Origin of the sequence: Pseudomonas fluorescens (assembly GCF_001307275.1) — a bacterium.
Lineage (GTDB): Bacteria > Pseudomonadota > Gammaproteobacteria > Pseudomonadales > Pseudomonadaceae > Aquipseudomonas > Aquipseudomonas fluorescens_AA.
Genome location: NZ_CP012831.1, coordinates 329,484 through 351,394, shown reverse-complemented (window position 1 = coordinate 351,394; position 21,911 = coordinate 329,484). Strand labels below are relative to the sequence as shown.

The window sequence follows — 21,911 nt, the reverse complement described above, 5'->3', positions numbered from 1 at the left end:
GATGCGAATCAGTGAAACATATATCGGTGATGAATGTTAATACACGCCGAGAATAGGTTAGGTAAATTTTCGTAGCTGAACTAGCATCGATTTCATGACCTAAAACAACCTCTGCCAAGAAGGTGCTGCTCATGGATTTTGCCTATTCCCCCAAGGTTCAGGAACTGCGTGAACGCGTCACGGCGTTCATGGATGCCTACGTCTACCCGGCCGAAGCAGTGTTCGAACGACAAGTGGCCGAGGGCGACCGCTGGCAACCCACGGCCATCATGGAAGAACTCAAGGCCAAGGCCAAGGCAGAAGGCCTGTGGAACCTGTTTCTGCCGGAGTCCGAGTTGGGCGCCGGCCTGACCAATCTGGAATATGCGCCGCTGGCAGAGATCATGGGGCGCTCGCTGCTGGGGCCGGAGCCGTTCAACTGCTCGGCCCCGGACACCGGCAACATGGAAGTGCTGGTGCGCTACGCCAACGAAGAACAGAAGCAACGCTGGCTCGAGCCGCTGCTGCGCGGCGAGATTCGTTCGGCCTTCGCCATGACCGAACCGGACGTGGCCTCTTCGGACGCCACCAACATGGCTGCCCGCGCTGAGCGTGACGGCGACCAGTGGGTGATCAACGGCAAGAAATGGTGGACCTCGGGCGCCTGCGACCCGCGCTGCAAGATCCTGATCTTCATGGGCCTGAGCAACCCCGATGCGCCGCGCCATGCCCAGCACTCGATGATCCTGGTCCCGGTGGACACCCCCGGGGTCAAGATCGTCCGGCCGCTGCCGGTGTTTGGCTACGACGATGCGCCTCACGGGCATGCCGAAGTGCTGTTCGATAACGTGCGGGTGCCGTACGAAAACGTCCTACTGGGCGAAGGCCGCGGTTTTGAAATAGCCCAGGGTCGACTGGGCCCAGGCCGGATTCACCACTGCATGCGTTCCATCGGCATGGCCGAACGCGCCTTGGAATTGATGTGCAAACGTGCCGTCAGCCGCACTGCTTTCGGCCAGCCGTTGGCGCGTCTGGGCGGTAACATCGATAAGATCGCCGACTCGCGGATGGAGATCGACATGGCGCGCCTGCTGACGTTGAAGGCGGCGTACATGATGGACACGGTGGGCAATAAGGTGGCGAAAAGTGAAATCGCCCAGATCAAGGTCGTCGCGCCGAACGTGGCCTTGAAGGTCATCGACCGGGCGATCCAGATCCACGGTGGTGCCGGGGTTTCCAACGACTTCCCGCTGGCCTACATGTACGCCATGCAACGCACCCTACGCCTGGCCGACGGCCCGGATGAAGTCCACCGCGCCGCCATTGGCAAGTTCGAGATCGGCAAGTACGTGCCCAAGGAAATGTTGCGTAGCGGGCGCTGAAGGCCTGTTTCACCCTGGCAACGCCATCGCGCTCACCACAAATCCCCTGTGGGGGCGAGCCTGTTCGCGATGGCGTTGGCACATCCAACACTCATGCAAGCTGAACCGCCGCTATCGCGAGCAGGCTCGCTCCCACAGGGAGTGTGGGGTGTGCCCGAGATAGGCGTCGCACCGCCAACCCATTGTGGGAGCGAGCTTGCTCGCGATGGCGGCCTCCAGGACAGTGAGCCTTCTTACTCCTTGACGCTCATGTACTCCTCGGCCCAGCGGATGTAGTCCTCGGGCTGGGTGTAGGTGTGGGTCAGTTCGGTGGCGCTGAGGTCCGAGGCCTGGGTGAAGATCTGCCGTTGTTCGCGAAGGCTGTCGTAGGTGGCCTTGATCGCGGCGAAGTAGGCGCCGTGGCCGTCGATGGTCACGCGGACGCCCAAGTCGGCCAGGCGCTTGTCGTCGCGCAGCAGTGGATTGCCGTAGGTGACAAGCATCAACGGCACCGTCAGGTTTTCACTGATTTTTTCCAGATGATCGAAGTCTTGCACGCCCACCATGCAAATCCCGTCGGCCCCGGCACGCTCATATTGCTGGGTCCGGCTGATGATTTCCTGGACTGGCAAGATCCCGGCGTTGGTCCGGGCGATGATCGCCATTTCCGGATCGACGCGTGCTTCCAGCGCTGCCCGAATCTTGCCGACGCCCTCGGCGACACCGATCAGGTCGGTGGATTTACGCCCGAACTGGGCCGGCAGCAGGGTGTCTTCGATGGTCAGCGCCGCGACGCCGGCCCGTTCCAGTTCAATGATGGTGCGCATCACGTTCAGGGCATTGCCGTAGCCATGATCGGCGTCGGCAATGACCGGCAACTGGGCCACGCGACCGATACGGGTGGCCTGTTCGGCAAACTCGCTGAGGGTGATCAGGGCGAAGTCCGGCGCGCCCAATACTTGCAACGACGCGACCGAGCCTCCCAGGATACCTACTTCAAAACCCAGGTCGGCGGCGATGCGCGCCGACATCGGGTCAAACACCGAGGCGGTGTGGTAGCAGGTCTTGGAAGCCAGCAGTTGACGAAAGTTACGACGCAAATCTTGATGGGAAAGCCTGGACATATGAGTTCCACCAATGGAATGGAAAGGCTTGAACAAAAGTGTCAACGCCGAAAGATCCAAAGGCTATCACGTGGCAAGCGTAAAGATGATGACGAATGTGTATGGGCGATGCGTTCGCTGCATGGGAAGAGGCCGCAGACCCGGTAAGTCTGCGGCCAGCGAAAGCGTCCTTGGTGTGTCGCTCAGTCTGAGGTTGGCACGCTCCACAGTTGCTTGATCTCGTGGATGTTTGCAACGTTGAAGCGAGTGGGGAACCCGGGGATTGTGCATTGGATTTCGTTGATCAACTGCGTAGCGGTGTCGATCACCTGAGTGCTGGCTCGCAACAAGGGCGTTTCCTCCCAGTCTTGCATCAGGTTATTCATGTTTTTCTCCTTCTTTTAAATACCGGACAACGAAATGACTATCCGGTGTTGAGCAATGACAACGTGTCTGTGAATAGTGCGATTTCTTGCGTCGCTACACCCGGGTGAAGCGGTCGGTAGTCCTTATCGAAACACCAGGCTTCATCGAGTTTGAGCCAATGTTGCGGATGGACGAGCAGGCTCAATGAGGCCGACATTGACATTGGCGGGATCTGTCTATGGATTTCTTTGAGTGCGGGCATGTACAGCACTTCGCCGGGTGCAAGTTTTAGTCGTCGCGCTTTACCCAGGCGCGGTCTCTTATTCTTTTGCAGCGGTAGGTCGTCGAGTATCTCGCGGGTGATAGTGGTATAGCCGTCACCGCTGTAGCCAACGGCATAAATCTCGAAGTCGTGGCTGTGGTTCAGGTTATAGATGAACGTTTCTTTTTCATCAGGGGTTCCTGCCGGTGCCCAGAAATTCAAGCGAAGGGTAAACGAGTCATTGCGGTGCAGAACAAACCCATAGGCGTTGTAGAGGCTGCTGCGTGTATCAAAGCCGTCTCGTTGGATCGTGGCGTACAGATGATCGCTCAACAAAGTGCGATTGTTGGCCAACTGTCGCAGGTCTTCGATAATCCGGGATCTATCTCGCTGCAGGTCATGGGTTTTCAATCGCTCGACAAAGGCTTCCAGCTTCATGCCGCCTGCTCGAACGGTTGGAGCAAATTGTCCAGGCGCGAATCCTGGTGTTTTTTCAGCAGCGCAATGTAGCTCAAGGCGTCCTGGGGATTGGCCCGATAGAGCACCTGGAAGGCTTTCCACGCCACGGCCGGGTGATAGTGGTAGATCAGCTCCCCGGCGACGCGGCTGCGTTCGGGGTCTTGAACCGTTTCGAGCAGCTCCAGGCTCACCAGGTAGCGGGCGGCGCTGTCGTCATGGGGTAGCCAGGCGACCTTGCGTAACGAGGCACGATCGAATACTCCGATGTCTGCACTCCTGTCCGGCAGATTGATCCTGCCTACCAGCCCGGTGTTCGTTTGCGCTGGGCGGCAGTAGTCAAAGAGTGTCCGGCTGCCATCGATCACCAGTGGGTTGTTTTTATCTATGCGTACGGTGTCGGCCTTTTCAAGCCGATGCCCCTCGAGGGTATATCGCTGTACGTCGAAGGGGCGATCAACGGCGAACAGAATACTTCGGCCGGGTATTGAATACAGTTGCGAAGAGACATCGACGGATGTCAGTGGCTTGATGCTGATATTGCCAATGTTCGTGCAATGCAACGTGATGGTGGCCGTGTGCAAGTTGGTAATGTTCATGATGGCTGCACGTCGAGAACGGGCATCGGTAAATGTTGGCTGGTTGTTCAGCTCGGCAATTAATTGATTGATTTGCGCGGTCATGTCCAATGTTTTTATTTGTTCTGCGATCTCTTCAGGCAGCCGGTGCGTGGAAATCAGAGTCTTGATCATGAGCGGGTTCGTTACAGTAGGGCGATGGGCACAAGTATGGTTTTGGGAGGGGGTGGAGGCAATTATGGAATTGTCGGGAAGTATTGCCGATGAACAATACTTGAGTTGTTAAAGACTCGGTAACGCTGCGCTTTTGGTAGGGCGATGAGACCGGCCGCCGGGGCGGCGGTGATCGGATATCGGTGTACGAGACGCGAGAAAGGGCTACGCCGCCACCGCCTGTTGCCCCTGTCTGGACAATGCCACGGCGCGCACCGTATCACCCGGTTGCACTTGCAGGCGTTTGGCGGTGAGGCGATCGACGAGCAGGCTGTTGCCATGCAGGCGTGCGCGGGCGCTGGTGACGCGGCAGTTTTCCAGGCGCCGGTTGTGAATCAGCCAGACCGGTGCTTGTTCGTCCGGAGTACCAATGGCCAGGGTCAGTGTCTGGCTGTCGCGTACGCTGCGGATTTTCGACACCGGCGCTTCGATCACCGGGCCGCCGTCGAAAATGTCGATGTAGCCCCTATGGCTGAAACCTTCGGCGCTGAGGATTTTCAGGGCCGGTTCGGTGTTCGGGTGAGCCTTGCCGATCACCGCCTGGGCCTGTTCGGTGAGCAGGCAGGTGTACAGCGGCTGGCGTGGCATCAGCTCGGCGATGAACGACTTGTTGCCCATCCCGGACAACTGGTCGGCGTAGCTGAAATCCTTCTGGAAAAAATGCCGTCCCAGGCTGTCCCAGAACGGCGAACAGCCTTGTTCGTCGGCATGGCCCCGCAGCTCGGCAATGAGTTTTTCGCCGAACAGCTGGGAAAACTCGGCCACGAACAGCAGACGCGCCAGGGACAGCAGGCGTCCGTTGTGCCCGTGGCGTTGCTCGGGGTGCAGGAATAACGAGCAGATTTCCGATTGCCCGGACATCTCGTTGTTGAGAAACAGCGTCGGGATCTGCCGCTGGATTCCCAACTCCGGCGCCGAACTGACCGTGACCCCGACCCGATAGTTGTACCAGGGCTCACGCAGCCCCACCGCCCCGGTCAGGGCGCTGATGCCCACCACCTGCCGGTCATCGTCTTCGAGCACGAACAGGTAGTCGGCGTCGGCACGTTCGACTTGGCCGGCGAAGGTCCGCTGGGCCCAGCGAACGCGGTGGGCCAGACGCTCTTCGTTGGCCGGCAGGCTGGTAAACCCCGGGCCCGCGCAACGGGCCAGGTCCAGCAAGGCAGGCAGATCGGTGAGGGCCACCGGACGGACAATCATGATGCAGCTCCTTCATCCAAACGTCGGTGCAGGCCATGGGATCGCGTGAGGTTCATAGGGCAATCACCCGGATCCGCGCGCCATCCTGGATGTCCAGGGCCGTCAGCATGGCGGGCGACAGGGCCACAGGGCCGTCGGCGCCGACGTCCAGCTCGGCGACGATGGCCCGGTAGCTGGCAAGGTGCTCGTTGCTCACCAGGTACAGGCCCCGTGCGTCAATCTGCGGGCTCTGCCTGGCCGTAGTGGTGCGACTTTGCGTGATGGAACGGATATTGGCGATACGGGCATGCAAGGTCGGCCCGCCGTCGAAGATATCGACGTAGCTGTTGGTCTCGAAACCCTCGCGCTCGAGGATGTCGAAGGCTTCCTGGCCGTCGGGATGCACCCGGCCGATGCAAGCCTGGGCTGCGGGTGGCAGCATGGGCACGTAGATCGGGTACTGCGGCATCAGCTCGGCGAGAAAGGTCCGGCTTTGCAAGCCACACAACCGTTCGGCTTCGACGTAGGGCAGGTCGAAGAAGTGCTGGCCGATGGCGTCCCAGAAGGGCGACTGGCCGTCTTCGCTGCTGAAACCGACGATTTCGGTGATGACCGATTCGGCAAAACGCTGGGGGTGGGCGGCGATGAACATCAGCCGGGCCCGGGACAGCAGCTCTGATTCCGGCGTGCGCACCCGTCCGGCGTCGATGTGGAAGCCACGCAGCAGTGTTTGCCCGTTGAGGTCCTGGCACAGTGACAACGCGGGTACGCCGTGCTGGATGTTCAACTCCCGGGATTCGCTGGAAAACGGCCGGTTGCGCAGGCTGTAGAACGGTTCGTTGCAACCGGTGCTGGAGAGGATTTCCGAACAACCGACCAGGCGTCCGGATTCCAGGTCCTGCAAGACGAAAAAGTAATTCTCGGCTCCCGGCCCCTGCGCATCGGCGGCGAACGAGGCGCACGAGTCGAGGATTTTTTCCTCCAGCCGCCGGGTATCGTCCGGCAGCGACGTGACGCCCACCAGGCTGTCACGGGCCAGTCGTTGCAGTTGCGGCAGATCGGCTAATTGAACTGGACGTAAGGCCAGCATGGATTGCACTCCTGTTCCCAGAGAACCCGGTGACCGGCACCGGGCTTGACGATCACTGTCGATGTCCACGCGTTACAACCATGGCTGGCCGAACCCTTCGACCGCCGTTTCTCATTGACCCGCCGGATCGGGCAGGGCGGTACGACTGCCGAATTTGTTGAGCAGGCACAGATAGACCACACCCGCGGCGATCCAGATCAGGCCGAGTTTCTGCGCGGCCACGCCCATGTTGTACATGATGGCCGCGACGATCACGAAGCCGACCAGCGGGCAGATCACGTGACGAATCAGTTGGCCGGACCGCTGGCGGCGCCAGTAATGGTTGATGACCGTGATGTGCAGCAACATGAAGCCGCTCAGGGCGCCGAAGTTGACCAGGGAGGTCAGGGTGTCCACGGCGTTGATGAACAGGTAGCAGATCAGCAACGACAGCACCGCCACCAGGTAGATGCTCATGTAGGGGGTGTTGTGTTTCGGATGGACCTTGGCCAGCACCTTGGGCAACTGGCCGTCCCGGGCCATGCCGAACAACAGGCGCGACACCGCTGCCTGGGAGGTGATCGCTACCGCTACGCCCCAGGCCAGGGCTGTGGCCACCGCGGTCAAGGTGGCCAGCCAACTGCCGGCCGCCAATTCGGCGATTTCATAGAAGGCGGTATCGGCGGACTTGAAGCCCATGCCGGCTGCCAGGTCGGTGGCGATCCAGGTCTGCACCACGAAAATCGCCCCCATCACCAGCAAGGTCACCAACGCAGCCTTGCCGACGCTGCGGCCCGGGTCGCCCTTGATTTCTTCGGCCAGGGTGGAAATGGCGTCGAAGCCCAGGAACGACAGGACCGCGATGGACACGGCTTGCATCAGCAGGGCGAAGTTGAAGTGTTCCGGGCTGTACAGCGGCGCCAGGGTCAGTTGGCCGTGGCCGGCCCCGCCGTGCAGGGCATTCCAGGCGTAGAACAGGAAAATCCCCAGCACCACCAGCTGTGCCAGCAGGAAAATGATGTTCATCCGTGCGGTGAACGTGATGCCCCGCAGGTTGACGAAGGTCGCGCTCACCAGGAATGCCAGGATGAAACCGACCTTGGGAATGTCCGGGTACAAATGGTTCAGCGCCATGGCGGCGTAGACATAGAGCAGCGGCGGGATCAGCAGGTAGTCCAGCAGCATCAGCCAGCCAGCGATGAACCCGACGTGTGGGTTAAGGCCTCGTTGCGCGTAGGAATAGACCGAGCCGGCCACCGGAAAGGCCCGGGCCATGCTGCCGTAGCTCAAGGCGGTAAACAGCATCGCCACCATGCCGATGATGTACGCCAGCGGCACCATTCCCGGAGCCTCGGCGTTGACGTAGCCATACACGCCGAACGGTGCGATGGGGATCATGAAAATCATCCCGTATACCACCAGGTCTGTCAGCGACAGGCCGCGTTTCAATTCCTGCTTGTAGCCAAATGCCTCGATGCTCATGAGCCGTTTTCCTTTTCAGCTGTATAGGTTGCGCTTGCTTGCTGTCTGTCGTTGGTCACTTCCGCTGCCGCTACAGCAGGGGCGCCAGGTATGCGCTCCAGGTCCGTACCCCGTCGGGGCTGCGCAGTTGGTCGTTGCGCACTTCGATCAGCACCGAATCCAGGCCGCGGCCATCGCCGTGCACCGGGACCGTCATGTCGGTCAGGGGGTTGATCTTGTAGGGCTGGTTGCCCGCTGCCCGCAGCGAATGCCGGCTCAGTCCGTCGACGATGCGCTGGGCGTATTCCTTGGCTTCGCCGAACAGCACACCGGCTTCCAGGGCGCGCGGCTGGCCATAGAACACCGGGGTGAAACTGTGGATGCCCACCACGCGTACTGGCCGGTTGGCGGCCAGGCGTCGGTCGATCAGCGCCCGCAAGCGATCATGAAAGGGATGGAACAGGCACTGCTGGCGATACTCGCGCGTGGCCTCGTCCAGGTCGTGGTTGCCCGGGACCTGGTAGATCTCGCTCTGGGGCGGAATGCTGTCCGGCACGTGCAGCGGGCGGTTGAGGTCGATCAACAGCCGTGAATAATTGGCCGACAGCAAGGTCGCGCCGAGGGTTTCGGACAGGCGTTCGGCCAGCAGCAGCGCGCCGATGTCCCAGGCGATGTGTTCCTGGGACGCGGTTTCATCCAGGCCCAGGTCGTTCAGCGCCGCGGGAATGAAACGGCTGGCGTGTTCGCACACCAGCAGCACCGGGTGGTCGGACTCCTCCCGGGTCAGTCGATAGGCTGGCCTGGTGTAGAGGCCCGATTCAGCACACTCAATAGATTCGTGCATAGTGCTCGCAACGCTCGGCAGGTGAGAGCGCCTGGGTCAAGGCCTGCTCCTGGGCCTTCAAGGCGAAATAGGTTTCGACCAGCGGGCCGGGCAGGGCCTCGAGCAGCGCCCCGCTGTGGCGCAGGCAGTCCAGTGCCTGGGCCAGGGTTGTCGGCAGGGCGATAATGCCACGGGCGCGACGTTGTGTTTCATCCAGCTCATCGGGTATTTCATCGGTGACAGCGTTCAATGCCCATCGGTGCTGGATGCCCAGCCGCCCGGCAATCAACAGCGCGGCCATCGCCAGGTGCGGTGAGGCGGTGGCGTCCATGGCGCGAAACTCCAGGTTGTACTGGTTCGCCAGCGGCTTGCCACCCAGGCTCACGGTCGGGCAGATGCGCAGCGCCGCTTCGCGGTTGCGCTGTCCCAGGCACGCATAGGATGCGCTCCAATGATGAGGTTGCAGGCGCTCGTAGGACAACGGCGTCGGCGCGGTCAGCGCGCACAGCGCCGGCAGATAGTGCAGCACACCCGCGGCCCAATGCTGGCCGAGGCTGGACAAGCCATTGCTGCTGGCAGCGTCATGCAGCACCGGGTCTGCGCTCAGGTCTTGCAGGCTCAGATGCAGATGCACGCCGTTGCACACGGCATTTTCCGAGGTCTTGGGGGCAAAACTCACGTCCAGGCCCATCTGCCGGGCGATCTCGCGGGTGATTTCCCGTACGTTCACTGCCCGATCGGCAGCGGCCACGCCCAGGGTCGGGCGGCAGGTGATCTCGTATTGCTGCTTGCCGTATTCCGGCAGGAACATTTCCGGTTCGACGCCGCCGGCCCGCAGGGCACTGAGCAGCCACCCGGCGAACCCGGCCTGCTGGCGCTGGGCCTGGAGGCTGAAGGCCAGGCGATCAGGCTGCGCAGGCGCGGCAGCCAGGTTGAATTCATGTTCGAACGCGGCGAAAACCTGCAGGCCCAGTTCGCTGCGATAACGCTCCACTTCGTCCTGCAGCAGCGTGCGCGGGCAGGCGCTCCAGGGGCGGCCGTCGGTCTCCCGGATATCGCAATGGATGAAGTCCAGGGCCGGCGCCTGGGCATCGGGGCCATTGTTGACGGTCACCCGGCTGGACAGGTCCGGTACCAGCCGCAGGTCGCCATAGGCGCCCCAGGGGTTGGTCGAGGCGATGACATCCTGGGGCGTCAACGCGCTGTTGGCCGGCACCCAGCCGCAACCGGCGGTGACGTAGTGGGGCAACTCATCGCTGGGAAACGAGCGCCCGCGGGTCACGCCGATCAGGTCGGTGGTCACCAGGGTCGTGACCGGCAGCGGTGCGAGGAGGGCAGCGGCATCGAGACGGCTCATGGCTGCATCTCCTGCAAACGAGCGAGTACGGTGTCGGTGTCGGTGATCCAGCAGTAGCCCTTGATCGCGTTCAGGCACGCCAGGTGCCGTTGTTCGGTGTGGGTCGCACAGGCGTCTTCCACCAGCGTGACCAGGTAGCCGCGGTCGGCGGCGTCACGCACGGCCATGTCGACGCACTGGTCGGTGACGATTCCGGCGACGATCAGGTGCCGGGTCTGCAGGTTGCGCAGCACGTAATCGATGTTGGTGGAATTGAACACCCCGGAGGAGGTCTTGGGCAGCACGATTTCGTTTTCCTGCGGCGCCAGTTCGGCAATGATCTGCGCCTCGGGGCTGCCCTTGGGCAGGTGCATGTCCGACAGCTTGTGATCCAGGGAGCGGTCGCGGCCATCGGCGGTGAGGCTTTCGATGTGGGTGTGCAACACGTTGTGCTGCGCCGCGCGCATCGCCTCGAGCAAGCGCTGCTGGTTGGGAATGACCTGCTGGCGAGCCCGCTGGAGGAAATACTCGGCCTCGGGGCTGTGCAGGTGGGCATCGAATTGCGGTTCCAGCCAGGCGCGTTGCATGTCTACCAACAGCAGGGCCGTGTGCTGGCGGGTGAACGGCAAATCCCGGGGCGAGTGGTGGGGGAGCGAGAACATCCTTACTTTTCCTCCAGCAGGTGCGTGTTGAATTCCGTGCGCAGGGCGTCGATGCCTTCCAGGCGTTCGGCCAGCTCGGGGCATTGCAGGGTCAGGCAGGCGATCAGGGCCTCGACCTGGGCCAGCGCCGGTACCAGGCTGTCGAAGGCCGACGCCGATTCCACCGGGGCGCTGATGATCAGGTCGGCCAGCTCGCGCAACGGCGAAGCATAGACGTCGCTGAACAGGACGACCCGGGCGTGCCGCGCCTTGGCCGCGCTGGCCACGCGCAGGGCCTGGGCCTGGTAGCGGCGGTAATCGAAAATCAGCACCACGTCCTGGCGCTGCACGTCGAACAGCCGGTCAGGCAGTTGGGCATTGTCTTCCAGGGCAAAACAGCCGGCGCGCAGCAATCGCAAATGGTTGAGCAGGTAATGGGCCAGGAAGCTGCTGAAGCGCCCGCCGAAGCAATGCACCTGGTGGCGGCTGTCGAGCAACCACTGCACGAGAATGCGCACGTCTTCGGGTTGGGTCAGGGCCTGGGTGTCGACGAGATTGCGTTGGCTGGCGGCCAGGTACTGGCTCCAGGTATCGCCTTGCTGCAGTTTGGCCCGCGGTTGCAGCAGCGTGCGAGGGGAGCGCAGGCGATGGTCCATGTCACTGAGCAGCGCATCCTGGAATTCGGCATAACCGCCAAACCCGAGTTTTTTCACCAGCCGCACGATGGTCGGGTCGCTGACGCCGGCATGGTCTGCCAGGCGTGACATCGGACCGAGGCCGTTGCGTGGGTAGTGATCGAGCAGGGCACGTACGACCTTGCGTTCCGACGGCGTCAACACCAGGCCGGGATCGGTGATCAGGTCTCTGAGGGGCGGCATCCGTGCTCCTTGCCTGGATGAATGTTGAATTTCTTTCATAACTCCTGAAAACAGTATTTATGTAGCTGGTGCTACATGTCCAGTGGTTTTTACGTTCCGTTTAAAATGCTCCAAAGTTGTGCGAAAACCCTGTAGGAGTTGGTCTCGGCCAGGTGGAATGAGTATGTCAGGCGTTGTGTCTTGGACATGTCGGACATAGCGCCTTTTTGTCTCAGTTATTTGATTTCGTATAAGGTGCTGTACAACTAAACCCGTGAATATCCCGTCCATGCGACCCGTTCGATTACCCGAGAATCCAGTGTGCAAGCCACTCGCCTGACGTTGATCTGCCACGCCCGCACCGTTGCCCAGAAACAGGCGCGCTTCAGCGTGGACGAAGCGCTGGACGCCGACTGGCTGAGGCGAAGCGGGCAGGTCGGGCATGGCTATCGAAACGTCCGGCAACTGCTGTGCGGGCCGGAACTGCGCACTCGCCAGACGGCCGCGCTGTTCGGCGACGAGTTTGAGGTGGACCCGGCCCTGGCAGATTGCGATCTGGGACGCTGGCGCGGGTTGTCCATCGATGAATTGCTCAAGGTGGAACCGCAGGCCCTGCAAACCTGGCTCGACGATGCCGAGGCGGCCCCCCATGGCGGTGAATCCGTCGCCCGGTTGTGTCGCCGGGTCGGGGATTGGCTGGTCAGCCTGGAAACCCGACCGGGTCATCTGCTGGCCGTCACCCACCCCTTCGTGATCCGCGCAGCCTTGATGACCGTCTTGGGCTGCCCGGCCGCCACCTTCAATCGAATCGACATTGAACCGTTGTCCACCCTGGAGTTGCGTTTCAACGGCGTATGGCGATTTCGCACCCAGGAACCTGGCCAGGAGTCGCCGCGATGAAAATGCTGTCAGTCATTGGCATTGGGGCCGGCGATCCGGATCACCTGACGATGCAGGCTGTGAAAGCCTTGAACCGTTTGGACGTGGTCTTCCTCATGGACAAGGGCCCGGCCAAGGACAAACTGTTGGACCTGCGGCGCGAAATTTGTCGACGCTACATCGTTGATCGCACCTACCGTTTCGTCGAAACCTACAGCCCGGAACGCCAACGCGGCGACCTGGACTACAAGGACAGCGTCGAAGCGCTGAACCGTGCGAAACAGGCCACCTTCGAACGCTTGATCGATGAAGAACTGTCCGACGGGGAGCATGGCGGTTTTCTGGTGTGGGGCGATCCAGCGTTGTACGACAGTACCGTGCGCATCCTGCAGGCTATTCTCGACGGGGGCCGTTGCGCCTTCGAATTCGAGGTGATCCCCGGCATCACCAGTGTCCAGGCCCTGGCCGCCCGGCATAAAGTGCCGTTGAACAGCATTGGTGGTGCGCTGGAAATCACCACCGGACGCCGCTTGTCGGCAGGGCAGGTGGGCGACGCGGCGAGCGTGGTGGTGATGCTCGATGCCGAGGATGCCTACCGCCAGGTGAGTGATCCCGATACGCAGATTTACTGGGGCGCCTATGTGGGGACGCCGGATGAAATCCTGATCGCCGGCCGGCTGGGGGACGTGGCCGATGACATCGAACGCACCCGCAAGGCCGCGCGAACAGCCAATGGGTGGATCATGGATACGTATTTGTTGCGTAAGCCTCAATGATGCCGCCATCAACCTGTGGCGAGAGGTAGGTGGGAGCAAGGCTTGCCCGCGATACAGGCGATGTAGGTCTTCCAGAAATCGAGGCGCTCATATCGCGAGCAAGCTTTGCTCCCACCTTATTCCCTCGCCCTGACAGCGTTCGACAGCTTCATCGCCAGTAGGCTATTTACCCCCGCCCAAACCGCTCCCGATACACCGACGGCGCCAACCCCACGACGCTGCGAAACGCCACGCGAAAGCTTTCCACCGAGCGGTAGCCACACAGTTGCGCGATGTTGTCGGTGTTGTCGCCGGTGCTTTCCAGCAGTTCGCGAGCCCGGGCCAGGCGTTCGTGTTGCAGCCAGGCCTTGGGCGACACGCCGCAGGCCTGGGTGAAGTGGCGCAGGAAGGTGCGTTCGCTCATGGCCGCCTGGCTGGCCAGTTCGCGCACACCGAGGGGTTCGTGCAGGCGCTCACGGGCCCATTGCATGACGCTCGACAGGTCGCTGCGTGGCGTACGGCTGACCGGCGAAGGAATGAACTGCGCCTGGCCACCCGTACGTTGTGGTGACATGACCAAACGGCGCGCTACGGTGTTGGCGACCTGGACGCCATAATCCCGTGCCACCAGGTGCAGGCAGGCATCGATGCCGGCAGCGCTGCCTGCCGAAGTGATGACCTGTCCTGAGTCCACGTACAGCACATCCGGGTCGACCCGGACGGCGGGAAAACTCTTGGCCAGTTCGTCGGTGTAGCGCCAGTGAGTCGTGGCGCCCAGGCCATCGAGCAGCCCGGCGGCGGCGAGTACGAAGGCCCCGGAGCAGATCGACAGCAGGCGCGCCCCACGGGCGTGGGCCCGGCGTAGTGCATCGAGCAACGCCTCGGAAGGTGGCTCGCTGCGGCTGCGCCAGCCTGGCACGACAATGGTCCGGGCGGTTTCGAGCAGTTCCATGCCGCCATCGGCCAATACCTGGAAGCCACCCATGGCGCGCATCGGACCGTCATCGACCGCGACGATCCGATGCTCGTACCAGGGGAAATCGAATTCCGGCCGCTCCAATCCGAAGATTTCGACGGCAACGCCGAATTCAAAGGTGCATAGGCCGTCGTAGGCAAGGATCGCGACCAGACCTGGGAGAGGCTGCATTTGTCGGAAAATTCCCACAGAGTGTCTTGTACGCCACTGTAGCCGTAAGCTTCGGGGGGATAAAGTCTCTTCACGCCTTTATCTACCCTTGGAGTACACCCCCATGACTAGCCTGGTTCGCGAAGTGCCTGCCGCCCCTTCCGATATCGCCCTACAGCATTTCAGCCGTCGTCTGTCATTCGAAACGGATTGTTCCGACGTTCACGCCAGTCAACAGGCCGGCAATGTCGATTTTGTGCTGGTGGATGTACGCGGGCCGCTGGCCTACGAACGCGGCCACGTCCCCGGGGCGATCAACCTGCCGACCCGCACGCTCACCGCCCAGGCATTGGCCGCCTATGCCAAGACCAGCCTGTTCGTGGTGTATTGCGCCGGCCCCCACTGCAATGGTGCGAACAAGGCGGCGGTGCGTCTGGCGACCTTGGGGTATCCGGTCAAGGAAATGATCGGTGGCGTCATGGGGTGGCTCGATGAAGGCTTTCGCCTGACCGGCTTGGTGGAGCGCGTGGCGGACGAGGCGATCCGCTGCGACTGCTGACTTTTTGCCCTGCGTGGCTATCCCGGCATTCATGCCGGGATGCCCGCTGCGCAAATGCCTGTGATCGGCCAGCGTGGTTTAACGGGGCGCCCCAGATCAAAATCAAACGCGAGGCGGCCATATAGCCGGCCTGGTTCAGAGTGAACGCGTTCACCCTGTGGGAGCGAGCTTGCTCGCGAAGGCGATGTAACTGTCGATGAGGATGCTGAGCAAGCTCGCTTCTCAGGGAAGCTTTATTGCTCTTCGAGCCCGCGCTGTTCAATCACCCCAAAAAACATCCGCCACATCCTGGACCATGATCCGGGCGATGTTGGCGATGTTGGTGATGGTGTTGATGTCGGCCTCGGCTGAATCGCGCAGGGTAGTACAGGCCATGAGTGCGAAACCCTCCCCACTGACCAAAGCCAGCAGGTGAACCAGACTATAGAAGGGGGGGTGAGGCAACAACCGACCTGTAGGACGCCCACAAACCCAGTGGCGAGGGAGCTTGCTCCCGCTCGGTGGCGCAGCTGCCGTAAACCCTGGGCATGGGGTTGGTCTGACGAAAAGAGGGGGCTGCTTCGCAGCCCAGCGGGAGCAAGCTCCCTCGCCACGGTGAGTGAATTCCTACGAGATTTTCAGAAGGCCAGAGGAGCAATTGATTTCAGAAGCGGAACGCGGAGCGTCAAAAACTTGTGGGAGCGAGCTTGCTCGCGATGACGTCGTCACAATCGACATCACCGCAAACTGATCCTCCGCTTTCGCGAGCAAGCTCGCTCCCACAGTTGGGGCGGAGTACGACAAAGAGACAGGCCGGCTATAAGGCTGCCTCGCTTTGGCCTGTTACAAATCAAGCTATTTTTATAACTAATTGTCGCTTCTACACAATTCCCCTCCTGAGCACCCCTCTAGACTCCCGGCCACTTCGGTTCCTCGTTGACCGAACCTGCCTACGAATCTGCCAATAATTGCCAATAAAAACCCCTGCACACTCAGGAGCGAAAATGAAGAAGCTAGCCATGTTCGGTGCCCTGGCACTGTCCGTGTTGTCCCTGTCGGCCGTGGCCGAAGACGCCAAGCCGATCCGCCTCGGGATCGAAGCCGGTTACCCGCCTTTTTCGATGAAAACCCCCGACGGCAAGCTGGCCGGCTTCGATGTCGATATCGGCGATGCGCTGTGTGAACAGATGAAGGTCAAGTGCGTCTGGGTCGAGCAGGAGTTCGATGGCCTGATCCCTGCGCTGAAAGTGAAGAAAATCGACGCGATCCTGTCGTCCATGACCATCACCGACGATCGCAAGAAAAACGTCGATTTCACCATCAAGTACTACCACACCCCAGCGCGCTTCGTGATGAAGGAAGGCTCCAACATCAAGGACCCACTGACCGAACTCAAGGGCAAGAAAGTCGGTGTGCTGCGCGCCAGCACCCATGACCGTTTCGCCACTGAAGTGCTGGTGCCCGCCGGCATCGACCTGGTGCGCTACGGCTCCCAGCAGGAAGCCAACCTGGACATGGTCGCCGGCCGCCTCGACGCCATGCTGGCCGACTCGGTGAACCTCGACGAAGGTTTCCTGAAAACCGACGCCGGCAAAGGTTTCGCCTTCGTCGGCCCGACCTATGAAGATGCGAAATACTTCGGCGGCGGTGCCGGCATTGCGGTGCGCAAGGGCGATAAGGCCCTGGCCGATCAATTCAACGCAGCCATCACCGAAATCCGCGCCAACGGCACGTACAAGAAAGTGCAGGACAAATACTTCGCCTTTGACGTCTACGGGAATTAATCGCTGACCCCCGAGGTGGCCCGTCGTTGACCCGGCCGGCCACCTTTTTCATGGGCGATTGTTTACCCTGCGCCTATCGTAATGCCGCCATCCGGAGTTCCTCATGCAACGCATCGACCATACCCTGCCATGGAGCCACCTGGGCACCGAGCGCCGGCTCAGTGTGTTTCGCTACGGCCATGGGCCGCGCAAGGCCTACATCCAGGCCAGCCTGCACGCCGATGAATTGCCGGGCATGCGCACCGCCTGGGAACTGAAGCAGCGGCTCAACGACCTTGAGGCCCAAGGCTTGCTCAAGGGGGTCATCGAACTGGTGCCGGTGGCCAACCCCATCGGCCTGGATCAACACCTGCAAAGCGCCCACATGGGGCGTTTCGAACTGGGCAGCGGCAAGAATTTCAACCGTTCCTTCGTGGAGCTCAGTGCGCCGGTGGCGCAACGCATCGGTGATCGCCTGGGGGACGACCCGGCCGCCAATATCACCTTGATCCGCCAGACCATGGCCGAGGTCCTCGATGACTTGCCGCCACCCCCTTCGCAACTCGAAGCGCTGCATCGCCTGCTGCTGCGCCATGCCTGCGATGCCGACATCACCCTGGACTTGCATTGCGATTTCGAGGCAGCGATCCATTTGTATGCCTTGCCACAGCAGTGGCCGCAGTGGCGTTCTTTGGCCGCACGCTTGAAAGCCGGTGTGGCCTTGCTGTGCGAGGATTCGGGCGGCAGTTCGTTCGATGAATCCTGCTCCTCGCCCTGGTTGCGCCTGGCCAAGGCCTTTCCTGGGGCGGCGATCCCACCGGCGAACCTGGCGACGACGCTGGAATTGGGCAGCATGGGCGATACCCGGGTGGAGCAGGCCCAGGCCAATTGTGAAGCCATCCTCGGGTTTCTCGCCGAGCAGGGACTTATCGCTGGGGACTGGCCGCCCGCACCCAGCGAGTGCTGCGAAGGCTTTCCGTTCGAAGGCACGCAATACCTGTTCGCGCCGCACCATGGCGTGGTGAGTTTCCTGCGGGAGGCTGGCGAATGGGTGGAGCGGGGCGATCCGCTGTTCGAAGTGGTCGACCCGCTGAATGATCGGGTCACCACCGTGCGGGCCGGCACCAGTGGCGTGCTGTTTGCCCTGGACCGCGGGCGCTACACGCAGCCGGGGATCTGGCAGGCAAAAGTCGCCGGGCGTGAACCGATTCGTACGGGGAAATTGATCAACGACTGATAACTGCTGTCTACCTCACCGCACGGGCCTTGCCGTGCGGCTATCGAAACGATGGAGGAAGATCGATGTTCAAAGCGCTCGCCCTGTTCCTGTTGCTGGTCTCGTCCGGGTTGCAGGCCCAACCTTCGCTGCACACGGACTTGCCGCTCAACTACCTGGCCCAAGTCGATGAGCAGGCTCGGAACCGACCGCTGGTGATCTTCCTGCACGGTTCCGGCAGTAACGAGCAGGACCTGTTCGCACTCAAGGACGAGTTGCCGCGCGATTACAACTACCTCTCGGTGCGGGCGCCGAAGAGCATGGAGCAGGACCGTTACCAGTGGTTCGCCAAAAAGGGCGAGGGCGCCTACGACGGTGACACCTCCGACCTGAAGGCCAGTGGCCAGATGCTGCTGGAGTTCATCGACAAGGCCCGGGCCAAGTATTCGAACGACGCGAGCAAGGTCTACCTGGTGGGGTTCAGCCAGGGCGCGATGATGAGCTACGAAGTGGCCCTGCGACACCCCGAAGCCGTCGGGGGTATTGCCGCGATGGGCGGGCGGGTCCTGTCGGTACTGCGGGCGGAACTGACCCCCGACGAATCACGACGGACGCTGGCGGTGTTCATCGGCCATGGCACGGCAGACCCGATCATTCCCTACCACGATGGCACCGAGGCCAACACCTTCCTCAAGACCCTGGCGCTGGAACCGGAATTCCATGCCTACCCCGGCGTTGGCCACAGCATCAGCGCCCTGGAGGTGCAGGACCTGCGGGCCTGGCTGGAGCGGCTCAACCCCTGACCAAAATAGAACCCTGTGGGAGCTGAGCTTGCTCGCGATAGCGGTGGGTCAGCTTGCCTCAAGGTTGGGTGTGCCGACGCCATCGCGAGCAAGCTCGCTCCCACATTTTTGATGGTGATTGTCCTCGATTCTTCGGCGAATACAGAACCCTGTGGGAGCTGAGCTGAACTGGTCAAGTAATCCCGGACACCGATTACGGTGTTTATGCCGCTTTTTGCTCCATGGCTATTGGCGACAGGTAGTTGTTGTAGCTGTGGAGCCTGGTGCGGTTGTAGTACATGAAGAAACGCACCATGTCCGTTTTTGCCTCCTCGATCAGGCTGTAGCCGTTGCGAGGTACCCACTCTGACTTCAGTGTGCCGAAAAAACGCTCTATTGGAGCGTTGTCCCAGCACTGTCCCCGATGACTCATGCTTTGCACAATGCCGTGGCGGGTCAGTTCTTCTTGAAACTTGCGACTGGTGTACTGACATCCTTGGTCTGAGTGAAACATCAGCCCTGGAGGACACGTTCGTACAGCTGTCGCCATGCGTAGCGCTTTGCTGACTAGGTTGGCCTCATTAACCAGAGAAAAAGCCCAACCAATAACCCTGCGAGCAAACAAATCGATCACGATGGCCAGATGAATCCAGCGTTTACCCACCATCAGGCTGGTAACGTCGCCACACCAAACCTGATCGATTGCAGTCGGTTTGAAGTTGCGTTTGAGCCGATTAGGCGCGACAAATGCCTCCACGCCTTTGGATCTAAATGGATGCGGCTGGCGTTGTTTACTGACAATGTTGGCTTCCCTCATCAGCGCTCTGACCAGGCTTCTTCCCGCTGCAATATTTTGCGATTTCAGGCCCTTGCTGATCATCCTGGAGCCCATGGCTTCGCGACTTTCACTGTGCAGTTCAACGACTTTCAGCCTGAGTTCTTCACGTCTGATCCGCGGCTTGGATCGCCGCTGAATCCACTCATAAAAGCTGCTGCGCTTCACGCCGAACACACGACACACCACGGCCGTCGGAAATGACTCTCTTAGCTCTGCGATCATCGGAAACGATCGGGATCCGACATCAAGAGAGCGGTAGCCTTTTTTAGGATTTCAGCTTCCATCTCCATGCGCTTGATCTTGGCTTTTAGCTCCTGGATCTGGCGCTGATCGTCAGTAATCGCCTTGGTGCCTTTAACTGGCTGGCCCTCGCGTTCCTTACGAACCTGATCAACCCAGCGCCGTAAAGCGGTGGGTCCGATGTCCAGAGATGCACAAACTTCTGGTACCGGGCAGTTATCATCAAGCACCATGCTGGCAGCATGCAGCTTGAACTCGCGGGTATAGACCTTTCTTTCGTTCATGGAACCTCCAAGTTGGCGAAATCATATCGCCCTTAAGAGGTGTCCGGAATTATTAGGCCAGTTCAAGCTTGCTCGCGATGGCGGTGGGTCAGCTTGCCTCAAGGTTGGGTGTGCCGGCGTCATCGCGAGCAAGCTCGCTCCCACATTTTTGATGGTGATTGTCCTCGATTCTTCGGCGAAGACAGATCCCTGTGGGAGCGAGCTTGCTCGCGATGGCGGTGGGTCAGCTTGCCTCAAGGTTGGGTGTGCCGACGCCATCGCGAGCAAGCTCGGTTCCCACATGTTCCGGGGGGCTTATTGACCGCTGGCGATCTGTTTCACCAACGCTTCATGGCCGGTCTTGTCGCTGGCCCGGGAGATGATCTGCACCACCGCCATGCGCGTGCCGGAGGCACCCAGCAAGGTGGTGTCGAGGGTCGGTCCGCCGCCCTGGGTCGCGCGGGTGTCGAGCTGGCGCAGGCCCAGGCCGGTGCCTTTTTGCTTCAGGCTTTTTTCGCTGAGGATCTTGGCATCCGGCAGCGACTTGAGGCGCTGGGCGGCGAAGTCGGCCATGGTGGTGTCGAGGAACGTGCCATCGTCATCCTTCACATTCGCACCGTCGATGATGATGTTTTCCGCTGCGATCACCACGGTCTTGCTGGTGGCATTGCTGTACATCGTCCCCGTCGCCCCGGCGGTGCCCTGGGCGGCTTCACCGGCGGGCAATGGCGTCGCCGTAAAACCCTTGGGCAAGGTGAAGGTGAACTTGCCGCCCAGCATCGACACCTTCTGCGCCGGTGCATCGCTGGCAGGTTTGGCCGGGGCCGCCTGGGCGGATGCCACGACCAGGCTGGCGATGGCTCCCAGCAACAGGACGGCGGCTTGTTTACTCAGCAATGACATTGAAAATCTCCACGGATGGTCGCGCTTGAAGACCGATCATCCCATGGGCGTCGTACCGGACTCCAGCAAGAGACCGTCATTTTGGCGATGCCGCTCGCACCAGCAGGCGGCGGGTCACCAGCAACATGGCCACCGACACCGCGACGCCCAAGGCAAAGGCCGGCATGCCCAGCACCGGCAGGGCAAGAGCCAGGGTCAGGCAGAAGGCGGCGAAACAATACATGCCGGTGGCCGTCGCCCGCAGCAGCGCAGCGGTGAAGGCCGGCCCGCGGGTTTGTTGGGAGAACACCGCCATCACACTGCCCAGCACCGGGAATACCGCCAGCAACCCGCTCCAGCGTTCGCCTACGGTGCTGGCCAGCAGTGTCACCGCCAGGGTCAATAGCGCGCCGGCGATCATGCGTAGCAGCAGTTTGTCGGATTTGGCCGCCGGCCCGCTCATCACCGGCCGGACCGTCGGGAACAGATACGGCGCCCCCAGCAGCGCGACCAGGGCGATCAGGCTCGACAACGGCAGCGAAGCCGGTAGCCAGGACAAGATCAACGCCACCAAGGCCCAGACGCCTAGCGCGATGCCCAACGCCCAGGGCCAGGCACGACGCTGGGCAACCTGGGCGTACACCACGCAGAAAGCGATCATTGCAAACATGGCCGCCAGTGCCGCGGTCGCCGACTGCGCGGCGAACACCTCGCCTTGCTCCACGGCCAGGAACAACAGAATCGGCCCCACCACCACCGGCAACCCCGAGAGCCAGCCGGCCACGCTCGGTCCCCAACGCCTGCCCGCCCGGGAAATCAGCAGCAGGAAAGCGGGAATCACCAGCAGTTTGAGCAGCAGCACGCGATCATCCTTGTCGGAGGTGGGCCGTCACGTTAGCACCGCCTCGCCCAGGTCATCCACCGACAGCCGACGCGCCTTCAATG

Annotated in this window: 23 protein-coding genes and 1 pseudogene; 7 read left to right on the top strand and 17 right to left on the bottom strand. The window is 61.3% G+C overall.

Features of this window, described 5'->3' with window-relative positions; all coding sequences use genetic code 11:
- The first annotated feature begins 131 nt into the window (after window positions 1–131).
- Entirely contained in the window at window positions 132–1,361 is a 1,230-nt protein-coding gene (locus AO356_RS01555) for an acyl-CoA dehydrogenase (RefSeq protein WP_053120907.1), read from the top strand.
- A 233-nt stretch (window positions 1,362–1,594) separates the two neighbouring features.
- Here AO356_RS01555 and AO356_RS01550 read toward each other — a convergent pair whose 3' ends face one another.
- The 11 genes from AO356_RS01550 to AO356_RS01500 all read right to left on the bottom strand — a co-directional run bounded on the left by AO356_RS01550 (window position 1,595) and on the right by AO356_RS01500 (window position 11,705).
- Window positions 1,595–2,464 carry an isocitrate lyase/PEP mutase family protein gene (locus AO356_RS01550; RefSeq protein ID WP_060738292.1) on the bottom strand — a complete coding sequence of 290 codons (870 nt, stop codon included), beginning with the start codon at window positions 2,462–2,464 and terminating at the stop codon, window positions 1,595–1,597.
- Between the two features lie 182 nt (window positions 2,465–2,646).
- Window positions 2,647–2,829 carry a hypothetical protein gene (locus AO356_RS01545; RefSeq protein ID WP_060738291.1) on the bottom strand — a complete coding sequence of 61 codons (183 nt, stop codon included), beginning with the start codon at window positions 2,827–2,829 and terminating at the stop codon, window positions 2,647–2,649.
- Between the two features lie 38 nt (window positions 2,830–2,867).
- Window positions 2,868–3,509 (bottom strand): hypothetical protein, encoded by a 642-nt coding sequence (locus AO356_RS01540; RefSeq protein WP_060738290.1) that lies wholly within the window; start codon window positions 3,507–3,509, stop codon window positions 2,868–2,870.
- Window positions 3,506–4,279 (bottom strand): hypothetical protein, encoded by a 774-nt coding sequence (locus AO356_RS01535; protein WP_060738289.1) that lies wholly within the window; start codon window positions 4,277–4,279, stop codon window positions 3,506–3,508. Before AO356_RS01535 ends, AO356_RS01540 begins: the two co-directional genes overlap by 4 nt.
- Window positions 4,280–4,483: 204 nt before the next feature.
- The gene (gene astA / locus AO356_RS01530) at window positions 4,484–5,518 is read right to left on the bottom strand and encodes an arginine N-succinyltransferase (RefSeq protein ID WP_060738288.1); all 1,035 of its coding nucleotides are present in this window, start codon (window positions 5,516–5,518) and stop codon (window positions 4,484–4,486) included.
- A 52-nt stretch (window positions 5,519–5,570) separates the two neighbouring features.
- The gene (locus AO356_RS01525; protein WP_060738287.1) at window positions 5,571–6,587 is read right to left on the bottom strand and encodes an arginine N-succinyltransferase; all 1,017 of its coding nucleotides are present in this window, start codon (window positions 6,585–6,587) and stop codon (window positions 5,571–5,573) included.
- Window positions 6,588–6,698: 111 nt separating this feature from the next.
- Window positions 6,699–8,048, bottom strand: a complete 1,350-nt coding sequence (locus tag AO356_RS01520; RefSeq protein ID WP_060738286.1) for an APC family permease — start codon at window positions 8,046–8,048, stop codon at window positions 6,699–6,701.
- Window positions 8,049–8,118: 70 nt separating this feature from the next.
- Window positions 8,119–8,871, bottom strand: a complete 753-nt coding sequence (locus AO356_RS01515; protein WP_060738285.1) for an N-formylglutamate amidohydrolase — start codon at window positions 8,869–8,871, stop codon at window positions 8,119–8,121.
- Window positions 8,855–10,207, bottom strand: coding sequence for a glutamine synthetase family protein (locus tag AO356_RS01510; RefSeq protein ID WP_060738284.1), 1,353 nt, complete (start codon window positions 10,205–10,207; stop codon window positions 8,855–8,857). The genes AO356_RS01515 and AO356_RS01510 overlap by 17 nt, the downstream gene beginning before the upstream one ends.
- Complete coding sequence (locus AO356_RS01505) at window positions 10,204–10,848, bottom strand: isochorismatase family cysteine hydrolase (RefSeq protein WP_060738283.1); 645 nt, start codon at window positions 10,846–10,848, stop codon at window positions 10,204–10,206. The genes AO356_RS01510 and AO356_RS01505 overlap by 4 nt, the downstream gene beginning before the upstream one ends.
- A gap of 2 nt (window positions 10,849–10,850) precedes the next feature.
- Window positions 10,851–11,705: a MurR/RpiR family transcriptional regulator gene (locus AO356_RS01500; protein ID WP_060738282.1), complete on the bottom strand. Its 855-nt coding sequence runs from the start codon at window positions 11,703–11,705 to the stop codon at window positions 10,851–10,853.
- Between the two features lie 300 nt (window positions 11,706–12,005).
- Between AO356_RS01500 and AO356_RS01495 the strand changes: the two genes are divergently transcribed.
- Complete coding sequence (locus AO356_RS01495) at window positions 12,006–12,584, top strand: histidine phosphatase family protein (protein ID WP_060738281.1); 579 nt, start codon at window positions 12,006–12,008, stop codon at window positions 12,582–12,584.
- On the top strand, window positions 12,581–13,339 hold the full coding sequence (gene cobF, locus AO356_RS01490; RefSeq protein ID WP_060738280.1) for a precorrin-6A synthase (deacetylating): 759 nt from the start codon (window positions 12,581–12,583) through the stop codon (window positions 13,337–13,339). The genes AO356_RS01495 and cobF overlap by 4 nt, the downstream gene beginning before the upstream one ends.
- A 166-nt stretch (window positions 13,340–13,505) precedes the next feature.
- Here cobF and ftrA read toward each other — a convergent pair whose 3' ends face one another.
- Window positions 13,506–14,465, bottom strand: a complete 960-nt coding sequence (ftrA, locus tag AO356_RS01485; protein WP_060738279.1) for a transcriptional regulator FtrA — start codon at window positions 14,463–14,465, stop codon at window positions 13,506–13,508.
- A gap of 103 nt (window positions 14,466–14,568) precedes the next feature.
- On the opposite strand from ftrA, the gene AO356_RS01480 reads away from it, so the two are divergent.
- Window positions 14,569–15,003, top strand: coding sequence for a rhodanese-like domain-containing protein (locus tag AO356_RS01480; protein ID WP_060738278.1), 435 nt, complete (start codon window positions 14,569–14,571; stop codon window positions 15,001–15,003).
- 233 nt (window positions 15,004–15,236) lie between these two features.
- On the opposite strand, the pseudogene AO356_RS01475 reads toward AO356_RS01480, so the two are convergent.
- Window positions 15,237–15,381: pseudogene (locus AO356_RS01475) on the bottom strand (fructose-bisphosphate aldolase); the annotation flags it as partial.
- Window positions 15,382–15,986: 605 nt separating this feature from the next.
- Here AO356_RS01475 and AO356_RS01470 point away from each other — a divergent pair.
- The 3 genes from AO356_RS01470 (at window position 15,987) to AO356_RS01460 (ending at window position 18,764) form a co-directional block, all read left to right on the top strand.
- Window positions 15,987–16,766 carry an ABC transporter substrate-binding protein gene (locus tag AO356_RS01470; RefSeq protein ID WP_060738277.1) on the top strand — a complete coding sequence of 260 codons (780 nt, stop codon included), beginning with the start codon at window positions 15,987–15,989 and terminating at the stop codon, window positions 16,764–16,766.
- A gap of 103 nt (window positions 16,767–16,869) precedes the next feature.
- Window positions 16,870–17,982 carry a M14 family metallopeptidase gene (locus tag AO356_RS01465; protein WP_060738276.1) on the top strand — a complete coding sequence of 371 codons (1,113 nt, stop codon included), beginning with the start codon at window positions 16,870–16,872 and terminating at the stop codon, window positions 17,980–17,982.
- 65 nt (window positions 17,983–18,047) lie between these two features.
- Window positions 18,048–18,764: an alpha/beta hydrolase gene (locus AO356_RS01460; protein ID WP_060738275.1), complete on the top strand. Its 717-nt coding sequence runs from the start codon at window positions 18,048–18,050 to the stop codon at window positions 18,762–18,764.
- A 202-nt stretch (window positions 18,765–18,966) separates the two neighbouring features.
- Here the strand turns inward: AO356_RS01460 and AO356_RS01455 are convergent, their stop codons facing one another.
- The 4 genes from AO356_RS01455 to AO356_RS01440 all read right to left on the bottom strand — a co-directional run bounded on the left by AO356_RS01455 (window position 18,967) and on the right by AO356_RS01440 (window position 21,828).
- On the bottom strand, window positions 18,967–19,803 hold the full coding sequence (locus AO356_RS01455; protein WP_060738274.1) for an IS3 family transposase: 837 nt from the start codon (window positions 19,801–19,803) through the stop codon (window positions 18,967–18,969).
- Entirely contained in the window at window positions 19,800–20,105 is a 306-nt protein-coding gene (locus AO356_RS32920) for an IS3 family transposase (RefSeq protein ID WP_060738273.1), read from the bottom strand. Before AO356_RS32920 ends, AO356_RS01455 begins: the two co-directional genes overlap by 4 nt.
- A 294-nt stretch (window positions 20,106–20,399) precedes the next feature.
- A complete protein-coding gene (locus tag AO356_RS01445; RefSeq protein ID WP_060738272.1) occupies window positions 20,400–20,987 on the bottom strand; it encodes a hypothetical protein in 588 nt (195 codons plus the stop codon).
- 76 nt (window positions 20,988–21,063) lie between these two features.
- On the bottom strand, window positions 21,064–21,828 hold the full coding sequence (locus tag AO356_RS01440) for a hypothetical protein (RefSeq protein WP_060738271.1): 765 nt from the start codon (window positions 21,826–21,828) through the stop codon (window positions 21,064–21,066).
- Window positions 21,829–21,911 lie beyond the last annotated feature (83 nt).

What these genes read in the sequence shown, in the direction of transcription:
- AO356_RS01550 (WP_060738292.1), bottom strand. Translation starts at nt 2,464, where the DNA reads ATGTCCAGGCTTTCCCATCAAGATTTGCGTCGTAACTTTCGTCAACTG.
- AO356_RS01480 (WP_060738278.1), top strand. Translation starts at nt 14,569, where the DNA reads ATGACTAGCCTGGTTCGCGAAGTGCCTGCCGCCCCTTCCGATATCGCC.
- AO356_RS01545 (WP_060738291.1), bottom strand. Translation starts at nt 2,829, where the DNA reads ATGAATAACCTGATGCAAGACTGGGAGGAAACGCCCTTGTTGCGAGCC.
- AO356_RS01515 (WP_060738285.1), bottom strand. Translation starts at nt 8,871, where the DNA reads ATGCACGAATCTATTGAGTGTGCTGAATCGGGCCTCTACACCAGGCCA.
- cobF (WP_060738280.1), top strand. Translation starts at nt 12,581, where the DNA reads ATGAAAATGCTGTCAGTCATTGGCATTGGGGCCGGCGATCCGGATCAC.
- AO356_RS01470 (WP_060738277.1), top strand. Translation starts at nt 15,987, where the DNA reads ATGAAGAAGCTAGCCATGTTCGGTGCCCTGGCACTGTCCGTGTTGTCC.
- AO356_RS01455 (WP_060738274.1), bottom strand. Translation starts at nt 19,803, where the DNA reads ATGATCGCAGAGCTAAGAGAGTCATTTCCGACGGCCGTGGTGTGTCGT.
- AO356_RS32920 (WP_060738273.1), bottom strand. Translation starts at nt 20,105, where the DNA reads ATGAACGAAAGAAAGGTCTATACCCGCGAGTTCAAGCTGCATGCTGCC.
- AO356_RS01555 (WP_053120907.1), top strand. Translation starts at nt 132, where the DNA reads ATGGATTTTGCCTATTCCCCCAAGGTTCAGGAACTGCGTGAACGCGTC.
- AO356_RS01535 (WP_060738289.1), bottom strand. Translation starts at nt 4,279, where the DNA reads ATGATCAAGACTCTGATTTCCACGCACCGGCTGCCTGAAGAGATCGCA.
- AO356_RS01510 (WP_060738284.1), bottom strand. Translation starts at nt 10,207, where the DNA reads ATGAGCCGTCTCGATGCCGCTGCCCTCCTCGCACCGCTGCCGGTCACG.
- AO356_RS01540 (WP_060738290.1), bottom strand. Translation starts at nt 3,509, where the DNA reads ATGAAGCTGGAAGCCTTTGTCGAGCGATTGAAAACCCATGACCTGCAG.
- AO356_RS01445 (WP_060738272.1), bottom strand. Translation starts at nt 20,987, where the DNA reads ATGTCATTGCTGAGTAAACAAGCCGCCGTCCTGTTGCTGGGAGCCATC.
- AO356_RS01500 (WP_060738282.1), bottom strand. Translation starts at nt 11,705, where the DNA reads ATGCCGCCCCTCAGAGACCTGATCACCGATCCCGGCCTGGTGTTGACG.
- AO356_RS01465 (WP_060738276.1), top strand. Translation starts at nt 16,870, where the DNA reads ATGCAACGCATCGACCATACCCTGCCATGGAGCCACCTGGGCACCGAG.
- astA (WP_060738288.1), bottom strand. Translation starts at nt 5,518, where the DNA reads ATGATTGTCCGTCCGGTGGCCCTCACCGATCTGCCTGCCTTGCTGGAC.
- AO356_RS01525 (WP_060738287.1), bottom strand. Translation starts at nt 6,587, where the DNA reads ATGCTGGCCTTACGTCCAGTTCAATTAGCCGATCTGCCGCAACTGCAA.
- AO356_RS01520 (WP_060738286.1), bottom strand. Translation starts at nt 8,048, where the DNA reads ATGAGCATCGAGGCATTTGGCTACAAGCAGGAATTGAAACGCGGCCTG.
- ftrA (WP_060738279.1), bottom strand. Translation starts at nt 14,465, where the DNA reads ATGCAGCCTCTCCCAGGTCTGGTCGCGATCCTTGCCTACGACGGCCTA.
- AO356_RS01460 (WP_060738275.1), top strand. Translation starts at nt 18,048, where the DNA reads ATGTTCAAAGCGCTCGCCCTGTTCCTGTTGCTGGTCTCGTCCGGGTTG.
- AO356_RS01505 (WP_060738283.1), bottom strand. Translation starts at nt 10,848, where the DNA reads ATGTTCTCGCTCCCCCACCACTCGCCCCGGGATTTGCCGTTCACCCGC.